Annotated in this window: 23 protein-coding genes; 15 read left to right on the top strand and 8 right to left on the bottom strand. The window is 71.7% G+C overall.

Annotation, left to right across the window (positions count from 1 at the left end; all coding sequences use genetic code 11):
* Nucleotides 1–45 precede the first annotated feature (45 nt).
* A complete protein-coding gene (locus tag ACFY1J_RS01785) occupies nucleotides 46–834 on the bottom strand; it encodes a hypothetical protein (RefSeq protein ID WP_390730396.1) in 789 nt (262 codons plus the stop codon).
* A 1-nt stretch (nucleotide 835) separates the two neighbouring features.
* On the bottom strand, nucleotides 836–1,375 hold the full coding sequence (locus ACFY1J_RS01780) for a sigma-70 family RNA polymerase sigma factor (RefSeq protein WP_390706644.1): 540 nt from the start codon (nucleotides 1,373–1,375) through the stop codon (nucleotides 836–838).
* Nucleotides 1,376–1,526: 151 nt separating this feature from the next.
* On the opposite strand from ACFY1J_RS01780, the gene ACFY1J_RS01775 reads away from it, so the two are divergent.
* Nucleotides 1,527–3,572, top strand: a complete 2,046-nt coding sequence (locus ACFY1J_RS01775; RefSeq protein WP_390730395.1) for a TerD family protein — start codon at nucleotides 1,527–1,529, stop codon at nucleotides 3,570–3,572.
* A gap of 117 nt (nucleotides 3,573–3,689) precedes the next feature.
* Complete coding sequence (locus tag ACFY1J_RS01770; RefSeq protein WP_390706646.1) at nucleotides 3,690–4,709, top strand: aspartate-semialdehyde dehydrogenase; 1,020 nt, start codon at nucleotides 3,690–3,692, stop codon at nucleotides 4,707–4,709.
* 71 nt (nucleotides 4,710–4,780) lie between these two features.
* Here ACFY1J_RS01770 and ACFY1J_RS01765 read toward each other — a convergent pair whose 3' ends face one another.
* On the bottom strand, nucleotides 4,781–5,257 hold the full coding sequence (locus ACFY1J_RS01765) for a DUF1203 domain-containing protein (protein WP_390730394.1): 477 nt from the start codon (nucleotides 5,255–5,257) through the stop codon (nucleotides 4,781–4,783).
* 112 nt (nucleotides 5,258–5,369) lie between these two features.
* Here ACFY1J_RS01765 and pepN point away from each other — a divergent pair, with 112 nt between their 5' ends.
* Nucleotides 5,370–7,952: an aminopeptidase N gene (gene pepN, locus ACFY1J_RS01760; protein WP_390730393.1), complete on the top strand. Its 2,583-nt coding sequence runs from the start codon at nucleotides 5,370–5,372 to the stop codon at nucleotides 7,950–7,952.
* Between the two features lie 103 nt (nucleotides 7,953–8,055).
* Nucleotides 8,056–8,436, top strand: a complete 381-nt coding sequence (locus ACFY1J_RS01755) for a MarR family winged helix-turn-helix transcriptional regulator (RefSeq protein WP_390730557.1) — start codon at nucleotides 8,056–8,058, stop codon at nucleotides 8,434–8,436.
* A gap of 17 nt (nucleotides 8,437–8,453) precedes the next feature.
* On the opposite strand, the gene ACFY1J_RS01750 is transcribed toward ACFY1J_RS01755, so the two are convergent.
* The gene (locus tag ACFY1J_RS01750; protein ID WP_390730392.1) at nucleotides 8,454–9,935 is read right to left on the bottom strand and encodes an FAD-dependent monooxygenase; all 1,482 of its coding nucleotides are present in this window, start codon (nucleotides 9,933–9,935) and stop codon (nucleotides 8,454–8,456) included.
* Nucleotides 9,936–10,078: 143 nt separating this feature from the next.
* On the opposite strand from ACFY1J_RS01750, the gene ACFY1J_RS01745 reads away from it, so the two are divergent.
* The gene (locus tag ACFY1J_RS01745) at nucleotides 10,079–10,678 is read left to right on the top strand and encodes a TetR family transcriptional regulator (RefSeq protein WP_390706650.1); all 600 of its coding nucleotides are present in this window, start codon (nucleotides 10,079–10,081) and stop codon (nucleotides 10,676–10,678) included.
* A 105-nt stretch (nucleotides 10,679–10,783) separates the two neighbouring features.
* Here the strand turns inward: ACFY1J_RS01745 and ACFY1J_RS01740 are convergent, their stop codons facing one another.
* From ACFY1J_RS01740 to ACFY1J_RS01730, 3 genes are all read right to left on the bottom strand, one after another.
* Nucleotides 10,784–11,035, bottom strand: coding sequence for a hypothetical protein (locus ACFY1J_RS01740; RefSeq protein ID WP_390706651.1), 252 nt, complete (start codon nucleotides 11,033–11,035; stop codon nucleotides 10,784–10,786).
* A 78-nt stretch (nucleotides 11,036–11,113) separates the two neighbouring features.
* Complete coding sequence (malQ, locus tag ACFY1J_RS01735; RefSeq protein ID WP_390730391.1) at nucleotides 11,114–13,258, bottom strand: 4-alpha-glucanotransferase; 2,145 nt, start codon at nucleotides 13,256–13,258, stop codon at nucleotides 11,114–11,116.
* Nucleotides 13,259–13,504 (bottom strand): hypothetical protein, encoded by a 246-nt coding sequence (locus ACFY1J_RS01730; RefSeq protein WP_390706653.1) that lies wholly within the window; start codon nucleotides 13,502–13,504, stop codon nucleotides 13,259–13,261.
* Between the two features lie 191 nt (nucleotides 13,505–13,695).
* On the opposite strand from ACFY1J_RS01730, the gene ACFY1J_RS01725 reads away from it, so the two are divergent.
* The 3 genes from ACFY1J_RS01725 to ACFY1J_RS01715 are packed head-to-tail and all read left to right on the top strand — an operon-like array spanning nucleotide 13,696 to nucleotide 16,279.
* Nucleotides 13,696–14,229, top strand: coding sequence for a helix-turn-helix transcriptional regulator (locus ACFY1J_RS01725; RefSeq protein ID WP_390706654.1), 534 nt, complete (start codon nucleotides 13,696–13,698; stop codon nucleotides 14,227–14,229).
* Entirely contained in the window at nucleotides 14,226–14,924 is a 699-nt protein-coding gene (locus ACFY1J_RS01720) for an ABC transporter ATP-binding protein (RefSeq protein WP_390730390.1), read from the top strand. The genes ACFY1J_RS01725 and ACFY1J_RS01720 overlap by 4 nt, the downstream gene beginning before the upstream one ends.
* The gene (locus ACFY1J_RS01715; RefSeq protein ID WP_390730556.1) at nucleotides 14,924–16,279 is read left to right on the top strand and encodes an ABC transporter permease; all 1,356 of its coding nucleotides are present in this window, start codon (nucleotides 14,924–14,926) and stop codon (nucleotides 16,277–16,279) included. Before ACFY1J_RS01720 ends, ACFY1J_RS01715 begins: the two co-directional genes overlap by 1 nt.
* 88 nt (nucleotides 16,280–16,367) lie before the next feature.
* Here ACFY1J_RS01715 and ACFY1J_RS01710 read toward each other — a convergent pair whose 3' ends face one another.
* Entirely contained in the window at nucleotides 16,368–16,904 is a 537-nt protein-coding gene (locus tag ACFY1J_RS01710; RefSeq protein ID WP_186280906.1) for an HNH endonuclease, read from the bottom strand.
* Between the two features lie 314 nt (nucleotides 16,905–17,218).
* Here ACFY1J_RS01710 and ACFY1J_RS01705 point away from each other — a divergent pair, with 314 nt between their 5' ends.
* The 7 genes from ACFY1J_RS01705 (at nucleotide 17,219) to ACFY1J_RS01675 (ending at nucleotide 25,392) form a co-directional block, all read left to right on the top strand.
* Nucleotides 17,219–18,319, top strand: coding sequence for a mechanosensitive ion channel family protein (locus tag ACFY1J_RS01705; RefSeq protein WP_390706656.1), 1,101 nt, complete (start codon nucleotides 17,219–17,221; stop codon nucleotides 18,317–18,319).
* 276 nt (nucleotides 18,320–18,595) lie between these two features.
* Nucleotides 18,596–19,807 carry an ROK family protein gene (locus ACFY1J_RS01700; RefSeq protein WP_390706657.1) on the top strand — a complete coding sequence of 404 codons (1,212 nt, stop codon included), beginning with the start codon at nucleotides 18,596–18,598 and terminating at the stop codon, nucleotides 19,805–19,807.
* An 88-nt stretch (nucleotides 19,808–19,895) separates the two neighbouring features.
* Nucleotides 19,896–21,239, top strand: coding sequence for an ABC transporter substrate-binding protein (locus tag ACFY1J_RS01695; RefSeq protein WP_390706658.1), 1,344 nt, complete (start codon nucleotides 19,896–19,898; stop codon nucleotides 21,237–21,239).
* The gene (locus ACFY1J_RS01690; protein WP_390730389.1) at nucleotides 21,239–22,180 is read left to right on the top strand and encodes a carbohydrate ABC transporter permease; all 942 of its coding nucleotides are present in this window, start codon (nucleotides 21,239–21,241) and stop codon (nucleotides 22,178–22,180) included. The genes ACFY1J_RS01695 and ACFY1J_RS01690 overlap by 1 nt, the downstream gene beginning before the upstream one ends.
* 2 nt (nucleotides 22,181–22,182) lie before the next feature.
* A complete protein-coding gene (locus ACFY1J_RS01685; RefSeq protein ID WP_390730388.1) occupies nucleotides 22,183–23,076 on the top strand; it encodes a carbohydrate ABC transporter permease in 894 nt (297 codons plus the stop codon).
* Between the two features lie 88 nt (nucleotides 23,077–23,164).
* Nucleotides 23,165–24,430, top strand: a complete 1,266-nt coding sequence (locus ACFY1J_RS01680; RefSeq protein ID WP_390706661.1) for a 6-phospho-beta-glucosidase — start codon at nucleotides 23,165–23,167, stop codon at nucleotides 24,428–24,430.
* Nucleotides 24,421–25,392: an N-acetylglucosamine kinase gene (locus tag ACFY1J_RS01675; protein ID WP_390730387.1), complete on the top strand. Its 972-nt coding sequence runs from the start codon at nucleotides 24,421–24,423 to the stop codon at nucleotides 25,390–25,392. The genes ACFY1J_RS01680 and ACFY1J_RS01675 overlap by 10 nt, the downstream gene beginning before the upstream one ends.
* Nucleotides 25,393–25,455: the final 63 nt, after the last annotated feature.

Raw genomic sequence — 25,455 nt, 5'->3', positions numbered from 1 at the left:
GGGGGCGGGCGTCCTGGTGGGCGCCCGCCCCTTCGTGTGCGCGGGTCATTCGCAGCCTGGAGTGCCGGTCGCGGACGGCGACGCGTCGGCGACGAGGGCGGCCCGCTCGTCGGCGATCTCCTGCTTGCCGGTCACCCACAGGTCCGGGACGGCGGCCCGGTCCGCGAAGCCGACCAGCACCTGTTCGCCCTCGCGGGGGGCCGGGTCGACCGACTCGTCCGTGAGGAAGGTGAGTTCGTCCTTGCCCTCGGCCGGCTTGTAGTAGTGGGTCACGCGCAGGGTGACCCGCCGCTGTCCGGTGCCCGGGACCCGCTCTACGGCGGTCACACGGCCCTCGACCACGAGCCGGGCGCAGGCCGTGTACATCGGCCCACGGCCCGACTTTCCGTCGGCGGCCTTGGCCGCGCTGTCGCTCGCCCCGCCCGCCATGGTGCTCCCCGTCTGGGTCAGCAGCCAGGCCATCCCGGACAGCACGGCCGCCACGGCGACCACGGCGAGGGCCCCGAAGGCGAGGTTCCGCGCACGGGGCCGACGGGGGCGCACGGGTCGTACCGCGCTCACCGGTACCGGCTTCGGTGCCGTCGCGGGCTCGACCAACGCCTCGGCGAGGAAGCCCAGTTGTTCCCGGAGCAGCGCCACATCGGCCGCCGCGGCGCCGTGTTCGGCCATGAACGCGGCATCGGCGCGGACCTCGTCCGGCAGCGGCCGGTCCATGAGGACGGCCATCAGCGCATCCAGGCCGGAGTCGCCGTCGTCGTGTCCGCCGTATCCGTCGTGTCCGTCGTGTCCGCTGTATCCGTCGTGTCCGTCGTATCCATCGTGTTCGGCGGTCACGTCACACCACCTCGTCCTCGTGCAGGCGGGCGCGCAGGGCCCGTACCGCCGTGTGCAGCCTGCTCTTGACCGTGCCCTCGGGAATGCCGAGCTCCTCGGCTATCCCGCGCACCGGCAGGTCGGCGTAGAAGCGCAGGACGACGACCTGGCGCTGGCTGTCGGGCAGGTCGTCCAGGCCCTGGGCCACGGCGAGCGAGAGCACGCTGGTGTCCTCGCCGGAGGGGTGGTCGCCCTGCCGGAGCGAGGCCAGCCGCTCGCCGAGCCGTTCCTGGCGGCGCTTGGCGCGGTGCCAGTCCATGGCGAGGTTGGAGGCGACGACAGCCGCCCAGGCCGAGACGTCCCGCGGCGCCTCCTCGCCCTTCGCGGCCCGCTCCAGCAGCCGAAGGCGGACCTGCTGCACCCCGTCCAGCAGGTCCGCCTGAGGCACCCCGCCCAGCGCGAGCACCGCCCGCACCCGGCGTTCCTGGGCCGCGTCCAGCGGATCGTCCCCTTTGTGATCCGCACCCTGGCCGCGGCGGGCCTTTCTGCGCAGCACAGCCACCCCTCCCCTCGCCGCGTTTCCCCTATGACGCAGGCGCGGGCCGAAACGTTCGCGGTGATTTTCCGCGATCTTCCGGACCCCGCTCCTCCACTTGATCCACTCGTCTCCGACGCATCGACTTCACGCCGCCTCCGCTGTCACCATGAACCCCATGACGCACATCACCAAAGGCGCGAACACCCCTGTCCCCGCAGGCCCGTTACGGGTCGCGGTCTGCCGACGGAACGTGCCCGGGACGCCGGTCGTGGACGCGTCGGCCCTGCTGCTCGACGCGGCGGGCAAGGTCCGCGGCGATGCCGACCTCGTGTTCTACAACCAGCCCGCACACCCCTCCGGGGCGGTACGGCACACGGGGGCGGGCGAGGGCGACGGGATGCTCGCCGAGTGGCTGGAGGTGGACCTGCCGCGCGTCGAGCCGGAGATACAGCGGGTGCTGATCGCGGGCTCCTGCGACGGCGGGGTGTTCGGGCAGGTGCCCGGGCTGTATGTGCAGGCGGTGACGGCGGACGGCGCGCCGGCGGTGCACTACGCGGTGACCGACGCGTCGAGCGAGACCGCGTTCGTGCTCGGGGAGTTCTACCGGCGCAACGGGGGGTGGAAGTTCCGGGCGGTGGGGCAGGGGTACGCCTCCGGGCTCGCGGGGCTGGCGACGGACTTCGGCATCGCGGTGGAGGAGCCGGCACCGGCCCCGGCACCCGTGCCCCCGCCGCCCACGGTCCCTACGGCGCCGCCCGCCGCGGCCCACCCCTCCCCCGCCGCCCCGCAGGACGCCGTGCCCTACTCCTTCGGCCCCGAGTTCCCGCCGTACCTCCAGCGCGGCCGCGGCAACGGCGTCGTCTCCGTGGACGCGCCCCTGCCGCCGGGCCCGGTGATCGTGGAGGCCCGGCACGAGGGCGACGGCTACTTCGGGATGCACACCCTGACCCGCCGCAACAAGGACGACGAGCTCCTCTACAACAGCACCCTGCGCGACTTCCGCGGCCGCGCCTTCGTGCTGCCCCCGGCGGACCGCCCGCTGCGGCTGCGGGTGGAGGCCGACCACGACTGGACGGTGTCCGTACAGCCGCTGTCGGTGGCCCGCCGGATCGGCCAGGGCCCGCTGAGCGGATACGGCCCGGAGGTCATCGCCTACACCGGCACGGCGGCCGATCTCGACGTCGACTTCGCGGGCGACGAGGACGGCGGCGGCTACTTCGGGCTGAAGTGCCTGGAGGCCCGGTATCTCACCAGGCCCGACGAGTACGACCTGCTGGTCAACGACACCGACCCGTTCCGCCAGACCGTGCCCCTGCCCGACGGCCCCCTGCTGCTGCTCCTGGAGGCCGACGGCCCCTGGCAGCTCACCGCCCGGCCCCTGCCCGTGTTCGACGGGGCCGCCGCGCAGGCCGCCGGTGCCTGGACGGGCCGCGGCGACCGCACGGTCACCCTCGCCAACCCCGCCCCCGGACACCCCGCGCTGCTGGAGTACTCCTTCACCGACGCCGGCACCTTCGCGTCGTACCGGGTCAAGCTGCTGGACGAGTACGACGACGAGGAGACGTTCCTCGAAGGCTCCAGGCACGGCAGGCACGGCCGCACCGTGCTCTTCCGCAAGGGCGAGCCGGAGGTGCGGCTGAAGGTGGAGGACGGCGGCGACTGGAGCCTGCGTCTGCTGCCGATCGAGCAGGTGCCGCAGCTCACCGGTGCCGCGGAGGGCCGCGGCAGCGCGGTGTTCCGCTACGACGGCCCGCCCGCGCTGCTCGGTCTGCGCCGCACCACCTCCGACACGGAGCCGCTGGAGACCCGTACCCTGCAGGCCGACGGGCAGTTGCGGATCTCGGCCGACAGCGTGGGGCGGCGCCGCCCGACCGTCGGACCGGTGTGGGTCTCGGCCGCCGGGTACTGCTATGTGCACGTCTTCGCCGCGAGCGTCGACACCGCCTGGCGGATCGAGACCGCGGACACGGCCTCCGTACCGGTGCTCGGCAAGCTCGTGGAGGGCCAGGGCTATGGAGTCGTACGTCACACCGGGCCCGAGGCCGAGGTGATGGTCAAGCACGAGCCGCGCGGGATGCTGGACCTGGTGGTGCTGTGGGAACTGGACGAACGCCTGGAACCGGTGCGCCGGATCAGCACGGCTTCCGGTCTGCAGCGCGTTCCGGGAGGATTCCTCCAGATCAGGACGTCCGGCAAGTGGAGCATCGAACTGCGCGGCTGACGTGAGACCCGTCCCATTCCTCGGGCAAAGGATTGGACACGTGGGCCGGGGTGAGACGCATGATGGAAAGGCCCCGGCCACGCAGGGGGCACCAGCAAGCCATGTGAAGGAGTCGCAGTGAGGGTCGGAATCGTCGGAGCCACCGGTCAGGTCGGCACGGTCATGCGCAGGATCCTCACGGAGCGCGACTTCCCGCTGGACGAGCTGCGGCTGTTCGCCTCGGCCCGCTCGGCCGGCACGGTCCTCGACGGTGTGACGGTGGAGGACGCGGCGACCGCCGACTACACCGGCCTGGACATCGTCCTCTTCTCGGCGGGCGGCGCGACCTCCAAGGCGCTGGCCGAGAAGGTCGCCGCCCAGGGTGCCGTGGTGATCGACAACTCCTCCGCGTGGCGCAAGGACCCTCAGGTGCCGCTGGTGGTCTCCGAGGTGAACCCGCACGCGATCGCCGACCGGCCCAAGGGCATCATCGCCAACCCGAACTGCACCACGATGGCCGCGATGCCGGTGCTGAAGCCGCTGCACGCCGAGGCCGGCCTGGAGGCGCTGGTCGTCGCCACCTACCAGGCGGTGTCCGGGTCCGGGCTCGCGGGTGTGGCGGAGCTGCACGGGCAGGCGCAGAAGGTGATCGCCGACGCGGACAAGCTGACCCACGACGGCGAGGCGGTGGACTTCCCGGAGCCGGGCGTCTACAAGCGTCCCATCGCCTTCAACGTGCTCCCCTTCGCGGGCAACCTCGTCGACGACGGCCTGAACGAGACCGACGAGGAGCAGAAGCTCCGCAACGAGTCCCGCAAGATCCTGGAGATCCCGGCCCTCAAGGTCTCCGGCACTTGTGTGCGCGTCCCGGTCTTCTCCGGCCACTCGCTGCAGGTCAACGCCCGTTTCGCGCGTCCGATCCCCCCGGAGCGGGCGGCCGAGCTGCTCGCCGACGCGCCGGGTGTCGTCCTCACCGACATCCCCACCCCCCTCCAGGCGGCCGGCAAGGACCCCTCGTACGTCGGCCGCATCCGCCGCGACGAGACCGTCGAGCACGGCCTGGCCCTGTTCATCTCCAACGACAACCTCCGCAAGGGCGCGGCCCTGAACGCCGTCCAGATCGCGGAACTGGTGGCGGCGGAACTCACCGCGAAGTAGCGCACAGCGACCAGCACGGAAGGGGCGGCCACGATCGCGTGGCCGCCCCTTCCGCATACCCGGGGCCGGCCCTACGGCCGCCGCACCTCGTACAGGAAGCACCCGTACTCCACGGCCCGTACGTGCACGAGCGCCACCTCGGGGTCGGCGAAGGCCTCCGTGAAGGCCTGCTCGAAGTCGCCGCGGTGCTCGACCAGCCGGCCGCCCAGGATGTGCCCGTCGGCGGAGTAACGGCGGACGGTGCGGTGCGCCTCGGCGAAGGGCAGGCCGCCGCCGTCCGGCCCCGGGCACTCCTGCGCATGGATGAACACGGGACCCTGCTCGTCGTAGGCGCCCGGCTCGGCGCCGGTCCGGGCGGCCCAGCGGCGCAGGGGCGCGTAGGAGACGAGGGCGATCCGCTCGCCGGGGACGCTCCGGCGCAGACAGCAGCGCAGCGGCGCGCCACCCTCCTCGTCCGTCACGGGAACCGTCTCGCGTCCTGCGTCGTCAGTGGAACGCAGCTCCTTCAGGACCGGCGGGTCGATGGGTCGTGCGGTGTACGTCGTCATGTGCCCAGGCTGGCGCGATCGGGCCCCGCCGACCGGCGGGATCCGGACATCGCGTTCCGCGCGGGTCCCATGGAAGGATGGCGCAACCCACACATAACGAGGAGATGACCGCGTGCCTGGCACAAACCTGACTCGCGATGAGGCGCAGCAGCGGGCGAAGCTGCTGACCGTTGACTCGTACGAGATCGATCTCGACCTCTCCGGCGCGCAGGAGGGCGGCACCTACAGGTCCGTGACCACGGTGCGCTTCGACGTCACCGAAACCGGTGCCGAGTCCTTCATCGACCTGGTGGCCCCGACGGTCCACGAGGTGACCCTCAACGGCGACCCGCTCGACCCCGACCAGGTCTTCAAGGACTCGCGGATCGCCCTGCCGGGCCTCCTGGAGGGCCGCAACGTCCTCCGTGTCGTCGCCGACTGCGCGTACACCAACACCGGCGAGGGCCTGCATCGCTTCGTCGACCCGGTCGACGAACAGGCCTACCTCTACACCCAGTTCGAGGTGCCCGACGCCCGCCGGGTCTTCGCCTCCTTCGAGCAGCCGGACCTCAAGGCCACCTTCCAGTTCACGGTGAAGGCACCGACTGGCTGGACGGTCATTTCCAACTCGCCGACGCCCGAACCCAAGGACTCGCTGCCCAACGTATGGGCCTTCGAGCCGACGCCGCGCATCTCGTCGTACATCACCGCGCTGATCGTCGGGCCGTACCAGTCGGTGCACAGCGTGTACGAGAAGGACGGTCAGTCGGTCCCGCTCGGCATCTACTGCCGTCCCTCGCTCGCCGAGTTCCTCGACTCGGACGCGATCTTCGAGGTGACCCGGCAGGGCTTCGACTGGTTCCAGGAGAAGTTCGACTACGCGTACCCGTTCAAGAAGTACGACCAGCTCTTCGTGCCGGAGTTCAACGCGGGCGCGATGGAGAACGCGGGCGCGGTGACCATCCGCGACCAGTACGTCTTCCGGTCCAAGGTGACCGACGCGGCGTACGAGGTCCGCGCGGAGACGATCCTGCACGAGCTGGCCCACATGTGGTTCGGCGACCTGGTCACCATGGAGTGGTGGAACGACCTGTGGCTGAACGAGTCGTTCGCCACGTACACCTCCATCGCCTGCCAGTCGTACGCCCCCGGGTCGCGCTGGCCGCACGCGTGGACGACGTTCGCCAACTCCATGAAGACGTGGGCCTACCGGCAGGACCAGCTGCCGTCCACCCACCCGATCATGGCCGAGATCAACGACCTCGACGACGTGCTCGTCAACTTCGACGGCATCACTTACGCCAAGGGCGCCTCCGTCCTCAAGCAGCTCGTCGCGTACGTCGGCATGGACGAGTTCTTCAAGGGCGTGCAGGCCTATTTCAAGGCCCACGCGTACGGCAACACGCGCCTGTCCGACCTGCTGGGCGCGCTGGAGGAGACCTCCGGGCGCGATCTGAAGACCTGGTCGAAGAAATGGCTGGAGACGGCCGGCATCAACATCCTGCGCCCGGAGATCGAGACGGACGCCGAGGGTGTCATCACCTCCTTCGCCATCCGCCAGGAGGCCCCGGCCCTGCCCGCCGGCGCCAAGGGCGAGCCGACGCTGCGCCCGCACCGGATCGCGGTCGGTCTGTACGAGCTCGACGGCGACAGCGGCAAGCTGGTCCGCGCGGACCGCATCGAGCTGGACGTGGACGGCGAGCTGACCGCCGTACCGCAGTTGGCCGGCCGGCGCCGCCCGGACGTCGTCCTGCTCAACGACGACGACCTGTCGTACGCCAAGGTCCGCCTGGACGAGCGGTCCCTGGCCTTCGTGACCGAGCACCTCGGCGACTTCGAGTCCTCCCTGCCCCGCGCCCTGTGCTGGGCGTCGGCCTGGGACATGACCCGCGACGCCGAGCTCGCCACCCGCGACTACCTCAGCCTGGTCCTGTCGGGGATCGGCAAGGAGTCCGACATCGGCGTGGTGCAGTCGCTGCAGCGCCAGGTGAAGCTGGCCATCGAGCTGTACGCCGACCCGGCCGCCCGCGAGGCCCTGCTGACCCGCTGGACGGATGCCACGCTGGCCCATCTGCGGGCCGCCGCGCCGGGCAGCGACCACCAGCTGGCCTGGGCCCGGGCGTTCGCCGCGACCGCCCGTACGCCGGAGCAGCTGGACCTTCTCGAAGGTCTGCTGGACGGCACCCAGACGATCGAGGGCCTGGTCGTCGACACGGAGCTGCGCTGGGCGTTCGTGGAGCGCCTGGCCGCGGTGGGCCGCTTCGACGAGACGGAGATCGCGGGCGAGTACGAGCGGGACAGGACCGCGGCCGGTGAGCGGCACGCGGCCACCTCGCGCGCGGCCCGCCCGACGCCCGAGGCCAAGGCGGAGGCGTGGGCGTCGGTCATCGAGTCCGACAAGCTCCCGAACGCGGTGCAGGAGGCCGTGATCGGCGGCTTCGTCCAGACCGACCAGCGCGAGCTGCTGGCGCCGTACACGGAGAAGTTCTTCGAGGTCCTGAAGGACATCTGGGACTCCCGTTCGCACGAGATCGCGCAGCAGATCGTGATCGGCCTGTACCCCTCGATCCAGGTGTCCGAGGAGACCCTCGCCAAGACGGACGCCTGGCTCGCCTCGGCCGAGCCCAACGCGGCCCTGCGCCGCCTCGTCTCGGAGTCCCGCTCGGGCGTGGAGCGAGCCCTGAAGGCACAGGCGGCGGACGCGGCGGCCGCCTAGTCCGTACGGTGACGAGGGGCGCCCGGTGAGCCACCGGGCGCCCCTCACTCGTGCTCAGCGCGGGACCATCCCGCCGGTGACGTCGACCGGTGAGGCCGGCCGCGTGGTCGGAGGCGAGGAGGACGGCGGTGGCGGTGATCTCGGCGAGCGCGACGTCCTGGCCACCCTGCGCCGCTCCGGCGAGCCCTACACCCTCCCCCCGCGCCGGCTCTCGGCCACGCTGATGCTCACCACGGGCGGGATGACCGGACGCCTCGACAAGCTGGAGCGGGCCGGGCTGCTGCGCCGCTCCCCCGACCCGCACGACCGGCGCGGTCTCCAGGTCACGCTGACCGAGGAGGGCCTGCGGCTCATCGACGAGGCGGTCGGCGCGGGCCTCGCGGAACAGTCGGACGCGCTGTCCGCCCTGAACGGCGAACAGGCCGACCAACTGGCCGACCTGCTGCGGGAGTTGCTCGCGGGGACCGAGAAGACGCAGCCCTAGGTACGACAGGGCCCGGGTCACCCCACGTGGGCGGCCAACGCGGCCTCCACGGCCGCCGGGTCGGGTGCGTCGGCCGCCCAGGCCACGTATCCGTCGGGGCGCACCAGCAGGGCCGTACGACGGTCGCTCGCCCAGCGCGCCACCGTCAGCCGCTCCGCGCGGTCCGGACCACCCTGTCCGCCCTCGTACACCTCCGGAGTGATCAGCACGAACCGCCCGCCACGCAGTGCCTCGTAGAGGCGGCCGCCGTCGGCGAGGGCGACGTCGGGGACGCGCGTGCCGGTGAGACGGTGGGAGCCGCGGGGGGCCGGGTAGCGGTAGCCGATGCCGGTGATCTGGCCGACCGCCTTGCGACGGGCGGGTCCGACCGCGTCGAGGAACGCGGTGAGGGCGGCGCGCAGGGCCAGGGTCCAGGGGCGCTTGGCCATGGCGAGGCGGACGATGCCGCCGCTGCTGCGGAGCACGGACCTGCCGACGGGGTGGCGCTCGGCCTGGTAGGTGTCGAGCAGCGCCGGGTCCGCGTGGTGATTGGCGACCGCGGCCAGCTTCCAGCCCAGGTTGGCCGCGTCCTGCAGACCGGTGTTCATACCCTGGCCGCCGGCCGGGGTGTGCACATGCGCGGCGTCGCCGGCCAGGAAGACACGGCCGACCCGGTAGGTGGGGGCCTGGCGCTCGTCGCTGTGGAAGCGGGACATCCAGCGGGCGTCGTGCATCCCGAAGTCACGGCCGAGGGCGAGCCGGGTGATCTCCTTGACCTCGTCGAGGTCGAGGGGCGCGCTGTCGGCGACGTTGCGGCGGCGGTGCCAGCCGATGACACGGTAGTAGCCGTCGCCGAAGGGGGCGATGAAGGCGAAGGCGTCGCCGACGGCGTTCACGGTGAGCAGGGAGTCCGGCTTCTCGGCGAGCAGGACGTCGGCGAGGACGACGGAACGGATCACCGACCTGCCGGGGAAGGGCAGCCCGATCGCGTCGCGCACGGCGCTGCGCATGCCGTCGGTGCCGACGACATAGGCGGCCCGCAGGCTCTCGGCCTCACCACCGGGACCGCGGACCTCGACGGTGACGCCGTCCGCGTCCTGGACCAGCCCGGTCAGCTCGGTCTCGTAACGGAAGTCCACCCCCGCCTCCACCGCGCGCCGCTCCAGCGCCTTCTCCACCTCGTACTGCGGGAGGACGAGGAGGTGGTTGAAGCGGGAGGGAAGCGAGTCGAGGTCGATGGTGAGGCGGCCGAAGAGGCGGAGGCGGTCGAGGGGCTGCCCGACGGCCTCCAGGTCGTCGGCGAGGCCGCGGGCGTCGAGCTGCTCCAGGGTGCGGGCGTGCAGGACGAAGGCCCGGGAGAGGTTGCTGATCTTGTGCGGGCGCCTTTCGAGGAGCGTGACGGGAACGCCCGCGACGGCGAGGTCACCGGCCAGGAGGAGGCCGGTGGGGCCGGAGCCCACGACGATGACGGGGCGCGGCCGCGGGTGCGGGTTGCGGGTGGTGCCAGTCGTGCCGTTCATGAGGGCCTCCTGGGATGCCAACGCCTGTTGGCCAACGTTCGCTGGCCAACGCTTGTTGGTCAACGCTTGTTGGCAACATTACGACTGAAGCATGGGGGCGTCAACACTTGTTGGCCTACGCGTGTTGGCCTACGATCGTTGACATGACTGCGAGCAACACCGGCCCCGCCGGCTCCGGCTCCCCCAGCGGAGCGCGCCGCTCCGAGGCCACCCGCAACGCGATCCTCGCCGCCGCCCGCGAGCGCTTCGCCGCCGACGGCTATGAGCGCGCCACCATCCGCGCGATCGCCAAGGACGCGCACATCGACCCGTCGATGGTGATGCGGTACTTCGGCAACAAGGACGGCCTCTTCGCGGCGGCCGTCGCACTCGATCTGCGGCTCCCGGACCTGGCGCCGGTGCCGCGCGACGAGGTCGGCCGGGCACTCGTGGGCCACTTCCTCGCGATGTGGGAGGAGAACGAGGAGCTCACGGCGATGCTGCGGGTGGGCGCCACCAATCAGGCCGGGGCCGAGCGTATGCAGGGCATCTTCCGCGACCAGCTGCTGCCGGTGGCCCGGCAGGCGTGCCCCGACCCCGAGCAGGTCCCGACGCGGGCCGCGCTGTGCGCCGCGCAGCTGCTCGGGCTGGCGCTCACCCGCTATGTGCTGCGTCTCCCGCCGGCCGTGGCGCTGGTCCGGGAGGAGATCGTGGCGTGGCTCGCGCCCACGGTGCAGCGGTATCTCACGGCGCCCAGCCCCTGAGGGACGGGCCCGAACACGAACACGGGCACGAACGTGCCGAGGGCGCCGGCCTCACCGCGAACGTGGCGGGAGGACGGCGCCCTCGGCGTGCAGGTCGGCTTTGGCTCAGGCCTTCGCCTTGGGCTTGCTCACGTGGTACTTGGACTTGTCCAGGATCATCACCAGACCGGTGATGACGACGAACAGGACGAGCGGGGTCACGACATAGAGGCCCAGCGTCTCGATGACGCTCAGGCCCTGACCGGGGTCGTCACCGTCGTCGCGCGTGAGCGCGAGCGCGGGGGACGACATGAGCAGCATCATCAGCGTCGTACCGGCAGCCAGGGCGCCGGCGCGCAGGGCGTTCTTCTTGTCCACAGTGCCAAAGTAGCGAACGCCCGAACAGGGCGCGCGCCCGGGGTGCCCTACGCGAGCGCGCGGGCCCCTCGCCGGCCTTCACCGCCCGTCCCGCAGCACCTCAAGGAGCGCGTGCAGCCGTGGCGAGGCGGTCAGCTCCTCCAGGGTCACCGGGTGGCCGTCGGCGTCGGCGACGGGCAGGCGCCAGTTCGGGTACTGGTCCCAGGTGCCGGGGAGGTTCTGCGGGCGGCGGTCGCCGACACCGTCCGGGAGCCAGACGCCGATCATGCGAGCGGGGGTGCGCAGCAGAAAGCGGTGGACGGCCTGGATCTCCGCCTCCTCGGTGGCGGGCGAGTGGCCTCCGGCCGTGCCCTGGAGCAGGCCGAGCCGGGTGAGCAGGCCCAGCCACTGAGCGGTGTCGGCCGCGTCCGCCGCACGTTCCTCCTCCAGCGGCAGGGTCAACAGGCCCAGGCGGTCGCGCAGTTCGACGTGTTCTCCGGTGAGGCGGGCGGCGGTGGACGGCAGGTCGTGGGTGGTGGCGGTGGCCAGGCAGTCGGCACGCCAGCGGGCGGGCGGCAGGGGGTGCCCGTCGCCCTCCCAGTCCCGTTCGAACCAGAGCACGGACGTGCCGAGCACCCCGCGCCGCTGGAGCGTCTCGCGCACTCCGGGCTCCACGGTGCCCAGGTCCTCACCGATCACCACGGCCCCGGCCCGGGAGGCCTCCAGGGCGAGGAGGGCGAGCATGGCCTCGGCGTCGTAACGGACGTAGGTGCCCTCGGTCGGCGGCTGTCCCTGGGGCACCCACCACAGCCGGAACAGACCCATGACGTGGTCGATGCGCAGGGCGCCGGCGTAGCGGAACAGGGCGCGCAGGAGGCGGCGGTAGGGGGCGTGGCCGGAGGCGGCCAGGCGGTCCGGCCGCCAGGGCGGCAGGCCCCAGTCCTGGCCGCGGGCGTTGAAGGCGTCGGGCGGGGCGCCCGCCGACATCCCGGCGGCGAAGTACTCCTGCTGTGCCCAGGCGTCGGCGCCCGTGGGGTGCACGCCGACCGCGAGGTCGTGCACGATCCCGACGGGCATGCCCGCCTCGTGCGCGGCGCGCTGCGCGGCGGTGAGCTGGGCGTCGGTGAGCCAGGCGAGCCAAGAGTGGAAGTCGACGCGGTCCATCAGCTCGGTGCGGGCACGGGCGACCGCGGGCGAGCGGGGGTCGCGCAGCTCGGCCGGCCAGCGGTGCCAGTCGGAGCCGTGCGCCTCGGCGAGTGCGCACCAGGTGGCGTGGTCCTCCAGCGCCTGTCCCTCCCCGGCGAGGAAGTCGGCGTAGGCGGCCTGCCGCCCGGGCCCCAGCGGCACGTCCCGCACCAGCTCCAGCGCCTCCCGCTTGAGCTCCCACACCGCGTCCCGGTCGATCAGCGCGCCCTTGTCCAGCACCGCGGCGCGCAGCCGTTCCGCCCGCTCCAGCAGGGCGTGGACCCGCTCGTGGTCGGCGACGTACGCGAATTCGGGGACGTTCTCCACCCGCAGGTGCACCGGGTCGGGGAAGCGGCGCGAGGAGGGCCGGTAGGGCGAGGGATCGGTGGGGGTGCCGAGTACGGCCGCGTGCAACGGGTTGACCTGCACGAATCCGGCGCCGGCGGTGCGCCCGGCCCAGGCGGCCAGTTCTGCCAGGTCGCCGAGGTCGCCCATGCCCCAGGAGCGCCGGGACAGCAGGGAGTAGAGCTGGACGAGGAGTCCGTACGAGCGTCCGGGGGGCGTGGGCAGCCGGGCCGGGGCGACGATCAGATGGGTCTCGGCGCTGCGTCCGTCGGGGGCGGTGGCCGTCACGCGGTGGACGCCGGCCGGGAGCGGCCCGGCGGAGGTGAGGGTCACGCCCTGTTCGGTCTCGATGCGCAGCCGGGTGCCTGGCGGGAGCGCGGCGAGGGCGGCGGGGCCTTCGCCGGGGGTGCCGAGGCCTTCGCCCAGGGTGCCGGGACCTTCGCCCAGGGTGCCGGGACCTTCGCCCGGGGTGCCGGTCCAGTGGACCACCGTGGGCGGCAGCAGTCGCTCACGCAGTTCGCTCTCGCGGGCGGCGAGTGCGGAGCGGGCGGCCTCCGGGGTGCTCGCGTCGACGCCTAGCGCGGCGAGGGCGGCGACGACGGCTGTGGCGGATGCGGCGACCGTACGGTCCGGGGACGGGCTGTAGGAGGTGGCGACGCCGTGCAGGCCGGCGAGCCGGGACAGCTCCTCGTCGAGGGGCCCGGGCGCGGTCATCTACAGCCCCGGGGCGTAGCAGTCCGCGGTCGCGTCGGACTCGCTGGTCAGCGGGGCGGCGTCGGCGAGGGGCGGCTCGCTGGTCAGGGGTTCGGCGTCGGGCAGCGGAGGCTCGCTGGTCAGCGGGACCTCGGCGAAGGCACCCTCCGCGCTGAAGACACAGAAGTGGGGGTCCTCGGGTTCGGCGGACGGCTCCGCCACGGGTTTGAACTGGGCCGGGAGCGGGATGTGAGCCGGTGCGGCCACGGGGGCCTCCTTGTCGGTACGTCGGGCACTGCGGCGTCTGCCGGATATGGGCATTGCCTACCCAGCAGGCGGGAACGCACTCTCGACAGCCGGTGGAGTCGGCCGTGGACTCGGCCGTGGAGTGCGGATGGGCGCCGGACGAGCGGGCTCACTATTCACTCAGTACATGTATCCAGTGCATACTGATCTCCATGAGTACCCGGCACATCCTTCTGGGGCTGCTGGAGGCGGGGCCGAGCCATGGCTACGACCTCAAGCGACGCCACGACGAACGCTTCCCGCAGGCCCGTCCGCTGGCCTACGGGCAGGTCTACACGACCCTGCAACGCCTGGTACGCGACGGTCTCGCGGAGGTCGACGGCACCGACGCCGACGGCGGGCCGGAGCGGACGCTGTACCGCTCGACGGGCTCCGGTTCGCACGAACTGGCCCAGTGGGCACGGGAGATCGCCCCGCCGGCGCCCTTCGTGGCCAACGAGATCTTCGCCAAGGTCGTCGTGTCGATCCTCGCGGGCGGCGACCCGGCCGCCTACCTCCGCGCCCAGCGCGCCGCGCACATGGAGCGGATGCGGGAACTGACGACCCTCAAGACCGCGGGCACCGCCGATCTGGCGACCGTTCTCTCGGCGGACTACGCCCTCAACCACCTCGACGCCGACCTCCGCTGGATGAACACCACGGCGGCCCGGCTGACCACTCTGACCGCGGAGGTCGACGCAGCATGAGCAACAAGGGGGAGGCCTCCACGCCGCTTCTGGCGGCCCGGAACCTCGTCAAGGCGCACGGCAGGACGCAGGCACTGCGCGGCGCCTCGGTCGAACTGCACGCAGGCGAGATCCTCGCCGTGACCGGGGCCAGCGGCAGTGGCAAGTCCACGCTGCTGCACTGCCTGGCGGGCCTCGTGCGCCCGGACCAGGGGTCGGTGGCCTACGCGGGGCTGTGTCTCGACCAGCTGCCGGAGAAGCGGCTGAGCGAGCTGCGGCGCTCCGACTTCGGCGTGGTCTTCCAGTTCGGGCAGCTGATCCCGGAGCTGACCGCCGCCGACAACGTGGCGCTGCCGCTGATGCTGGCCGGAGCGGCGCGCACCGAGGCGCGGGCGCGGGCGGGCGAGTGGCTGGAGCGTTTCGGGGTGCGCGGGCAGGAGGAACTGCGGCCTGGTGAGATGAGCGGCGGCCAGGCGCAGCGGGTCGCGCTGGCCCGGGCGCTGGTGACGGACCCGAAGGTGGTCTTCGCGGACGAGCCGACGGGTGCGCTGGACTCGCTGGCGAGCGAGCAGGTGATGACGGCCCTGGTGCACACGGCCCGCGAGTCGGGCACTGCGGTGCTGCTGATCACGCACGACGCGCAGGTGGCGGCGTACGCGGACCGCGAGGTGCGGCTGAGCGACGGCACCCTGGCGCCGCTGGAGGTGGCCGCGTGATCGCCGCGGACGTCCGTCTCGCCTGGCAGCTGACCCGGGGGTCCGACCGGCGCGAGTGGTGGCGGCTCGCGCTCACCGCGGTGGGGGCGGCGCTCGCCACGGGGTTCGCCCTCGCGGCGGTGGCGCTGGCCTCGGTGCGCGGGTACCACCACTTCTCCTTCGCCGGCGGTCTGCTGGACAACCCCGGTGAGCGCTCGGGCGTGATCGTCAGTCTGCTGCTCCTGCTGGTGCCGGTGCTGGGCTTCCTCGGTCAGTGCGCGCGGATCGGCGCCGTGCACCGGGACCGGCGGCTGGCCGGTCTGCGGCTGGCCGGGGCCACTCCGGCCCAGGTGCGCCGGATCGCCGCGCTGGAGACGGGCCCGGCCTGTCTGCTGGGCTCGGCCCTGTCCACCGCTGTCGCGGTCCCGGTGCTGCTGGGCCTGTGGGCCGGCCCGAGCGCCTTCACCTGGGCCGGGTTGGCGCTGGTCGCCCTCGGTGTGCCGGTGCTGGGCGCGGCGGCCGGCGCGCTGGCGCTGCGCCGGGTGGTGGCCTCGCCCCTCGGGTGGGTACGGCGGGTGCGGCCGAGCAGCGGGCGGGGGCCGGGGCTCCTGTTCGTGGGCGGAGTACTGGTCGTGCTGCTGCTGGCGCTGTGGGCCGTCATGAACACATCCAGCAGTGATCGCGGGCAGGTCCCGCTGACGGTGTTCGGGCTGGTCCTCGTGGTCGGCGCGGGCACGGTGTGGCTGGCCGGGGGCACGGCCGGACTGGTCGGACGGCTGCTGGCGGGCCGGGCCCGTTCCGCGGCCACGCTGATCGCGGCGGAACGGCTGCGTGACGACCCGTGGGCGGCGGCCCGTACGCATGCGGCGGTGCTGCTGGTCACGATCGTCGGCACGGGCTTCGTCGGCTTCCGCCGGGCGTTCCTCGCCGATCTGCACGGTATGGCACGCGAGGGCCACCTCGGTATGCGCATGTCCTTCTACACGACGGGCGTGGACCTGGCGGGCGCGGCGATCCTCGTCGCTCTCGTGATCACCCTGTCCGGCCTCGCCGTCGGTACCGCCGAGTCCCTGGCCGACCGCCGCCGCGGCCTGGCCGCACAGGTCGCCGCCGGGGTGCCGCGGGCGGTGCTCGGCCGGGCGCTGCTCCTGGAGACCGCGCTGACGCTGGCCCCCGCGGTCGCGCTGGCCGGCGCGGGCGGCATGGCCATCGGCATCTGGTACGGCGCACTGGCCGACGAGTACGTCACCCAGATCGTGCCGTACGAGGCGCTGCTGGTCCCGGTGAGCGTGTACGCGTGCTGTCTGCTGGCGGCGGCCACCTCGCTCCCGCTGCTGCGCCGCTCGGCGCACCCCGCGCAGCTGCGCTACGCGTGATCGCCGGATGGGTGTCCGGCCCCGGGGGCACAGGGGACCCCCGGGACCGGAGCACACGCGTGCCCCGGGTACGCGAAGGCCCGGGTCGTCAGGCGGAAATGCCGTCGATCCGGGCCATGGCGTCGTCCGCGCCGTACGGCTGCAAGTACGGCAGCCAGCGCGGGTCCCTATGGCCGGTGCCGATGATGCGCCAGGCCAGGCCGGTGGGTGGAGCCGGCTTGTGGCGCAGCCGCCAGCCGATCTCGAAGAGATGTCGGTCGGCCTTCACGTGGTTGCAGCGGCGGCAGGACGCCACCACGTTGTCCCAGACGTGTTTGCCCCCGCGACTGCGCGGGATGACGTGGTCGACGCTGGTTGCGACGCCACCGCAGTACATGCACCGGCCCCCGTCCCGGGCGAACAGCGCCCGCCGGGTGAGAGGAACGGGCCCCCGGTAGGGAACCCGTACGAATCGCTTGAGCCGGACCACGCTGGGTGCGGGGACGGTGACGGTTGCGCTGTGCATGAAGGCGCCGGACTCCTCGAGACAGACTGCCTTGTTCTCGAGGACGAGGACGAGCGCGCGGCGGAGCGGTACGACGCCAAGGGGCTCGTACGACGCGTTGAGAACCAGGACATGCGGCACGGGTGCCTCCTTGGGCGTCGGCGGCGCGTGGCTCGCGCCGGGACGATCTGCAGCCAGTCTCCCCTCATGCCTGGTGGAAGCGCCACCATGTCCCGGTAACGGGCTGGGAGTGTTTTCGACCACACCTGCTTCATCCCCAGGATCAAGACCTGTTCAAGCGCAGGTGAGCACGGTCTCTCCTTTTCGTAAGCGGCACTCGCACACACAATGCCCCGTTAGTGTGGTGACTCTGCCCGTCCGGTGACCTTTCCGTGACCTTGACGACCTTGACCGCCGCGCCGGCCGGGACAGTGCAGCACCTGGAGGTACCTGCCGTGTCCTTGCCCGCCGTCCTACTGGCCGCCGGTTCGTCGCCGTCGCCGACTCCCGGAGAGTCGACGACCCCGGCGGTCCCCACGCTCCAGGACGCCCAGGAGAGCGCGACCAACGCCGCCGGCTGGGTCGAGCAGAACTGGTCGACGTGGCTCGCCATCGGACTCAGGGTCCTGCTGATCCTGGTGATCGCGGCGATCCTGAGAAAGGTCGTGCTGCGGGCCATCACCAAGCTGATCGACCGGATGAACCGGACCGTCCAGACCATGGACGGCACGGCCCTCGGCGGTCTGCTGGTCAATGTGGAGCGGCGTCGCCAGCGCTCGCAGGCGATCGGCTCGGTGCTCAGGTCGGTGGCCTCGTTCGTGATCCTCGGCACGGCCGCGCTGATGATCCTGTCCACGTTCCAGATCAACCTGGCCCCGCTGCTGGCGTCCGCCGGTGTGGCGGGTGTGGCGATCGGTTTCGGTGCCCGCAATCTGGTCACCGACTTCCTCTCCGGCGTGTTCATGATCCTTGAGGACCAGTACGGCGTCGGCGACCAGATCGACGCGGGCGTCGCCTCGGGCGAGGTCGTCGAGGTCGGCCTGCGGGTGACCAAGCTGCGCGGCGCCAACGGCGAGATCTGGTACGTCCGCAACGGCGAGGTCAAGCGCATCGGCAACCTGTCCCAGGGCTGGGCGACGGCCGGCGTGGATGTGACGGTGAGGTCCTCCGAGGACCTGGACCGGGTGAAGGCCACCCTCGACGAGGTCGCCGAGCAGATGAGCAAGGAGGAGCCCTGGAACGAGCTCCTGTGGGGCCCGATCGAGGTCCTGGGTCTGGACTCCGTGCTGATCGACTCGATGGTGGTCCGTGTCTCGGCCAAGACCATGCCCGGCAAGTCGGTGACCGTCGAGCGTGAGCTCCGCTGGCGCATCAAGCGTGCCTTCGACGCGGCGCAGATCCGCATCGTGGGCGGCGAGACGGCCGTGGTGGCGGACGAGGCCCTCGACCTGACGGCGGCGGTCGCGGCCCCGTCGGCGTTCTCCAACGCGGACTCCCCGCAGTCGATGGCGGCGACACCGATCGCTCCACAGCGGGCGGTACCGCCGACGAAGTAGAGGGACCGACGCGACCACCGCCAGGGTGCAGCGCGCGGCAAAGCCGACCGCCAACGGTCACCCCACCGCCCCCGAGGTAACGAGTCTGTTGCCTCGGGGGCGGTGTCTATTGACGCCCCCTTCGTCCTGGGCTTACGTTCCTCCCACCCAATAGGAAACTTTCCTAACAGTGATCATCGGTGATCGACGGCGTACCCCGCCCGACGATCACCCGGGTGGACTTCCCGCCCAGGTCACTGGGAAGCTGAGCAGTCGGAAAGGCAGGTGTCGACCCCCATGGCAGGAACCGCCGGTACGCCGGGCACCCCGCGCGTCCTGCGCGCCATGAACGACCGCGCCGCACTGGACCTGCTGCTGGAGCACGGCCCGCTGTCGCGCACCCGGATCGGAAAGCTCACCGGCCTCTCCAAGCCGACCGCCTCCCAGCTGCTGGCCCGTCTGGAGTCGGCGGGACTGGTCCGGGCCACCGGCACCAGCGAGGGCCGGCCGGGGCCCAGCGCGCAGCTGTACTCGGTCGACCCGGCCGCCGCGTACGCCGCCGGGCTCGACGTCACCCCCGGCCGCATCCGCGCCGCCGTCGCCGACATCACCGGCCGCACGGTGGGCGAGTACGAACTCCCGACCCCGGGACGGCGCCCCGCCCATCCGGTCGTCCAGCAGGTCACCGACGCCCTGGACGGCGCGGTGAAGGCGGCGGGGCTGGCCCGGGGCGACGTCCACCGGCTGGTCATCGGCACACCCGGCGCCTTCGACCCCAACACCGGCCGGCTGCGCTACGCCTCCCATCTGCCCGGCTGGCACTCCCCCACGCTGCTCGACGAGCTCGCCGCCGCGCTGCCGATGCCGGTGGAGTACGAGAACGACGTGAACCTCGTCGCGATAGCCGAGCAGCGGCTGGGCGCGGCCCGGGACCACGCGGACTTCGTGCTCCTGTGGAACCAGGAGGGCCTAGGCGCCGCCCTGGTCCTCGGCGGCCGGCTGCACCGCGGCTGGACCGGCGGCGCGGGCGAGGTCGGCTTCCTGCCGGTGCCGGGCACTCCCCTGGTGCGCCAGGTGACCAAGGCCAACAGCGGCGGTTACCAGGAGCTGGCCGGTTCGCAGGCCGTACCCCGGCTGGCCCGGGAACTCGGCATCGAGGACCTGCCGACGGGCCCGTACGCGGAGATCGCCGCCGAACTCGTGGCCCGGGCCGCCGATCACACCACCGGACCCCACCGCGAGCTGCTGCGGACGTACGCGACCCGGCTCGCCACCGGTCTCGCCTCGCTCGTCTCCGTCCTCGACCCCGAACTCGTCGTCCTCAGCGGCGCCGCCCTCACCGCCGGCGGCGAGGTGCTGCGCGCTCTCGTCCAGGCCGAACTGGAGGAGCTGGCGGCAGCGCGTCCGCGGCTCGTCGTCGGCGACGTCCGTGAACACCCCGTGCTGCGCGGCGCTCTGGAGACCGCGCTGGCGACCACCCGCGACGAGGTCTTCGACACCTCGCGCTGAGCCCCCGTACCTCTCGCCTTCCCCTCTCCTTCCCCTCTCCTTCCACCTCCTCTCTCTCGCCCACGCCCCGTCCCTGGGAGACCTCGCCATGCCCACAGCCATACCCAAAGTCGCCCGAAAGGCGGCTTTTGCCCTCACCGCCTCCGCCGTCCTGCTCACCACCGCCTGTACCGGCCAGTCGAGTTCGGGCGCCGACGACGACGCCTCCAAGGACACCACCATCAACTTCTGGCACGCCTGGAGCGCGCCGAACGAGGTCGCCGGGATCAAGGCGCTGATCACCGGCTTCGAGAAGGCCCACCCCAACATCCATGTGAACGTCGTCGGCAACATGACCGACGACAAGATCAACCAGGCGCTGCGCACCGGCGGCGACCGGGCGCCCGACGTCATCTCCTCCTTCACCACCAACAACGTCGGCAAGTTCTGCTCGTCGGGCGCCCTGGTCGATCTGAACCCCTTCTTCAAGAAGTCGGGCATCGACCCGGAGACGACCTTCCCGAAGGCGATGAACGAGTACACCCAGTTCGACGGCAATCGCTGCTCGGTGCCGCTGCTGGGTGACGCGTACGGGCTCTACTACAACAAGACGGCGTTCGAGAAGGCGGGCATCACCACCCCGCCGAAGACCTGGTCCGAATTCGAGGCCGACGCCAAGAAGCTGACGATCCCCCAGGGAAACAGCTACAAGCAGCTCGGATTCATGCCGAACTACCACGGCTGGGAATCCACCACGGAGCACTACTTCGCCCAGTTCTCCCCGACGTACTTCGACAGCAGCGGAAAGTCGGACCTCGCCAAGGACCCGGCGTTCGAGGCCGGTTTCAAGCTCCAGAAGAAGCTCGTCGACGAACTCGGCGGCTTCCAGAAGCTGGAGAAGTTCCGCTCCACCCTCGGCGACGAATGGGGCGCCAAGCACCCCTTCCACACCGGCCAGGTCGCCATGCAGCTCGACGGCGAGTGGCGTCTGGGCATGGCCGAGGAGGCCAAGCCGAAGTTCGAGATCGGCGTCGCGCCGCTGCCCGTCCCCGATGACCAGGCGTCCCAGTACGGCAAGGGCTACATCACCGGCACCATCGCGGGCATCGCCGCCACCAGCAAGAAGCAGAACGCGGCCTGGGAGCTGGTGAAGTACATGACCACCGACACGGACGCGGTGGTGGGCTTCTCCAACGCCATCCACAACGTGCCGTCCACGCTGGCCGCGCTGAAGTCGCCGAAGCTGAAGTACGACCCGCGGTTCAAGACGTTCCTGGACATCGCCGCGAACCCGAATTCGACGACGACTCCCGCCTCGATCAACGGCGGTGTGTACCTGGTGACGATCCAGCAGTTCGGATACGACTACGAGAACGGAAAGGTCACCGATCTGAAGGCGGGGCTGAAGAAGACGGCCGCGCAGATCGACACGGACATCGCCCAGGCGAAGTAATGAGCGCCATCACTCTCGCGTCGAAGCGCCGCCGGGCGGCGCTTCGCACGGCCGCCTTCATGTCGCCCTGGCTGATCGGCTTCGCGGTGTTCTTCGCGTATCCGCTGATCTCGACGGTGTATTTCTCGTTCATGCACTACGACGGTTTCAAACCGCCGACGTGGAGCGGAACGAAGAACTGGACGTACGTCTTCGAGCATTACCCGCTCTTCTGGCCCGCCCTGCGCAACACACTGTGGCTGGTCCTCGTGATGGTCACCCTCCGGGTCGTCTTCGGACTCGGCGTCGGCATGCTCATCACGAAGATCAAGACGGGTACGGGTGTCTTCCGCACCCTCTTCTACCTGCCCTACCTCGCCCCGCCGGTCGCGGCCACGATGGCCTTCGCCTTCCTGCTCAACCCCGGTACGGGCCCGGTCAACTCCATCCTGGAGAAGATCGGCATCCCGGCGCCGGGCTGGTTCAACGACCCGACCTGGTCCAAGCCGGCCCTCACGCTGCTGGCCCTGTGGGGCGTCGGCGACCTCATGGTCATCTTCATGGCCGCGCTGCTCGACGTGCCGACGGAGCAGTACGAGGCGGCCGAGCTGGACGGCGCGTCGGCCTGGCAGCGCTTCCGGTACGTCACGCTGCCGAACATCTCCCCCATCGTGATGTTCGCGGTCGTCACCGGAGTGATCCAGACGATGCAGTACTACACCCAGCCACTGATCGCGGGGAAGGTCGCCTCCGGTGTGATCCAGGGCGCGGGCACGCAGTTCGAGCCCGGCTATCCGGAGAAGTCCACGCTGACCCTCCCCCAGCTCGTCTACAACCTCGGCTTCCAGCGCTTCGACTACGGCTCCGCGTGTGTCGTCGCCCTCGTCCTCTTCGCCCTGTCGATGGTGTTCACCGCGTTCCTGATGCGGCGCCGGGGCGGTCTCATCCAGGCAGGTGACTGACCATGGCCCAGGTACTGGACAAGCCGGTGGAGCTGCGGCCGGCCGTGACGCCCGCCGAGCGCACCGCCCGCCGCAAGGCGCTCCTGGAGTGGATCGCGGTGCACTCCCTCGGGCTCGCCACCGCCCTCTTCTTCACCCTGCCCTTCGTCTTCGTGTTCCTGACCTCGCTGATGAGCGACAGCCAGGCGCTGAGCCGGGATCTGATCCCGCACACCTGGGAGTGGGGCAACTACAAAAAGGTGTTCGACACCCCGGGCTTTCTGACCTGGTGGAAGAACACCCTGATCTACGCCGGCCTGGGCACCGTCCTGACGGTCCTGTCGTCGGTCCCGGTGGCGTACGCGCTCGCCAAGTTCCGCTTCCGGGGCCGGAACCTGTCACTCATGCTGGTGATCTCGATGATGATGCTGCCACCGCAGGTGATCATCATCCCGATGTATCTGTTCTGGGCGAAGCAGCTCGATCTGTCCGGCACGCTGTGGCCGCTGATGATCCCGATGGCGTTCGGTGACGCGTTCTCCATCTTCCTGCTGCGCCAGTTCCTGATGACCATCCCCAACGAGTATCTGGACGCGGCAAAGGTCGACGGCTGCGGCGAACTACGCACCCTGCTGCGGGTTGTCCTGCCCATGGCGAAGCCGGGCATCGCGGCCGTCGCGCTGTTCCAGTTCTTCTACGCCTGGAACGACTACTTCGGCCCGCAGATCTACGCGTCCGAGAACCCGGGCGCCTGGACGCTGAGCTACGGCCTGGAGTCCTTCAAGGGCGCCCACCACACCGACTGGAACCTCACCATGGCCGCCACCGTGCTGGTCATGGCCCCCGTGATCCTCGTGTTCTTCTTCGCCCAGAAGGCGTTCGTCGAGGGCGTCACGCTCACCGGAGTGAAGGGTTGACCCCGTATGCCGCGCCTGCCCGGGGGCAACCCCCCGGCCCCCGGCCGATGACCGTCGTCCCCCACCTCAAGAAGCGAGGGAACCCTCAGTGAAACTCACCGTGGTCGGCGGAGGCTCGACCTACACCCCCGAACTCATCGACGGCTTCGCCCGGCTCAGGGACACCCTGCCCATCGAGGAGCTGGTCCTCGTCGACCCCGCCGCCGAGCGCCTGGAGCTGGTCGGCGGGCTCGCCCGGCGCATCTTCGCCAAGCAGGGCCACAGCGGACGTATCGTCACCACCTCCGACCTGGACGCGGGCGTCGACGGCGCCGACGCCGTGCTGCTCCAGCTCCGCGTCGGCGGGCAGGCGGCCCGGGAACAGGACGAGACCTGGCCCCTGGAGTGCGGCTGCATCGGCCAGGAGACCACCGGCGCGGGCGGCCTCGCCAAGGCGCTGCGGACGGTGCCCGTCGTCCTCGACATCGCCGAGCGGGTCCGGCGCGCCAACCCGCGCGCCTGGATCATCGACTTCACCAACCCGGTGGGCATCGTGACCCGTGCGCTGCTCCAGGCCGGGCACCGGGCGGTCGGGCTGTGCAACGTGGCGATCGGCTTCCAGCGGAAGTTCGCGGCGCTGCTCGGTGTGGCAGCGGCCGACGTCCACCTGGACCACGTCGGCCTCAACCACCTCACCTGGGAGACAGGTGTACGGCTCGGCGGCCCCGAGGGCGAGAACGTCCTGCCGAAGCTGCTCGCCGAACACGGCGACGCCGTCGCCGACGACCTGCGGCTGCCCCGCCCGCTCCTGGACCGACTGGGCGTGGTCCCCTCGTACTACCTGCGCTACTACTACGCGCACGACGCGGTGGTGCGGGAGCTGCGCACCAAGCCCTCCCGGGCGGCGGAAGTGGCCGCCATGGAACGCGAACTGCTGCGGATGTACGGCGATCCGGCCCTGGACGAGAAGCCGGAGCTGCTCGCCAAGCGGGGCGGCGCCTACTACTCGGAGGCCGCCGTGGACCTGGCCGCGTCGCTGCTGGGCGGCGCCGGCAGCACGTACCAGGTGGTGAACGCGTACAACGGGGGCACGCTGCCCTTCCTGCCGGACGACGCGGTGATCGAGGTGCAGGCGGCGGTCGGCCCGAAGGGGCCCGTCCCGCTGCCGGTGCCCGCGGTGGACCCGCTGTTCGCCGGCCTGGTGGCGAACGTGACGGCGTACGAGGAGCTGGCCCTGGAGGCGGCGCTGCGCGGCGGCCGGGACCGGGTCTTCAAGGCGCTGCTGTCCCATCCGCTGATCGGCCAGTACGAGTACGCCGAAGCCCTGACCGACCGACTCGTCGCGCACAACCGGGAGCACCTCGCGTGGGCCTGACCGCAAGTGTCCTCGCCATCGACGCGGGCAACAGCAAGACCGACGTCGCGGTGCTGACGAGGGACGGGGAGGTCCTGGCCACGGCGCGCGGCGGCGGGTTCCGGCCGCCCGCGGTGGGGGTGGAGACGGCGGTGGACGAACTGGCCGCGGCCATCGCGCGGGCCTACGCCGACGCCAAGGTCACCGCCGTCTCCCATGTCTCCGCCTGTCTGGCGAACGCCGATCTGCCCGTGGAGGAGGAACAGCTGGCGACCGCGCTGCACGCGCGCGGGTGGGGCGCGTCGGTGGAGGTCCGCAACGACACGTTCGCGATCCTGCGGGCGGGCGTGGCCGAGCCGCGCGGTGTGGCGGTGGTCTGCGGCGCGGGCATCAACTGCGTCGGCATGCGCCCCGACGGGCGTACCGCCCGCTTCCCGGCCCTCGGCCGTATCTCCGGCGACTGGGGTGGCGGCTGGGGGCTGGCCGAGGAGGCGCTGTGGCACGCGGCCCGCGCGGAGGACGGGCGCGGGGGCCCGACGGAACTGACCCGGACCCTTCCGGCCCACTTCGGGCTCGACTCGATGTACGCGCTCATCGAGGCCCTGCACCTGGAGCACGTCGCGCACGCCCGGCGCCACGAGTTGACGCCGGTGCTGTTCGAGACGGCCGCGCGCGGTGACGCCGTGGCGCGCTCGGTCGTCGCCCGCCTGGCCGAGGAGGTGGTGACCATGGCCACCGTCGCCCTCACCCGGCTCCAGCTGCTGGACGAGGAGACGCCCGTGCTGCTGGGCGGGGGTGTCCTCACCGCCGGCCATCCCCAACTCGACGACGGCATCCGGGACCTGCTGTCGGTGCGGGCGCCGAAGGCGGTGGCGCGCGTGGTGACGGCGAGCCCGGTGCTGGGGGCGGCGCTGCTGGGGCTCGACCGGGTGGGCGCGGACGCGGAGGCGCAGGAGCGGGCGCGAGCCCACTGGGAGTCCTGAGCGGGGCGGCCCGCACGAGGGAACCGAACAGATTCCCGCAGCGTATTCATGGGCAGGGGGTGG

It is taken from the genome of Streptomyces sp. NPDC001406 (genome assembly GCF_042895285.1).
Taxonomy (GTDB): Bacteria; Actinomycetota; Actinomycetes; order Streptomycetales; family Streptomycetaceae; genus Streptomyces.
Note: the sequence above shows the minus strand (reverse complement) of the source record. Positions and strands in the feature narration are given on the sequence as shown.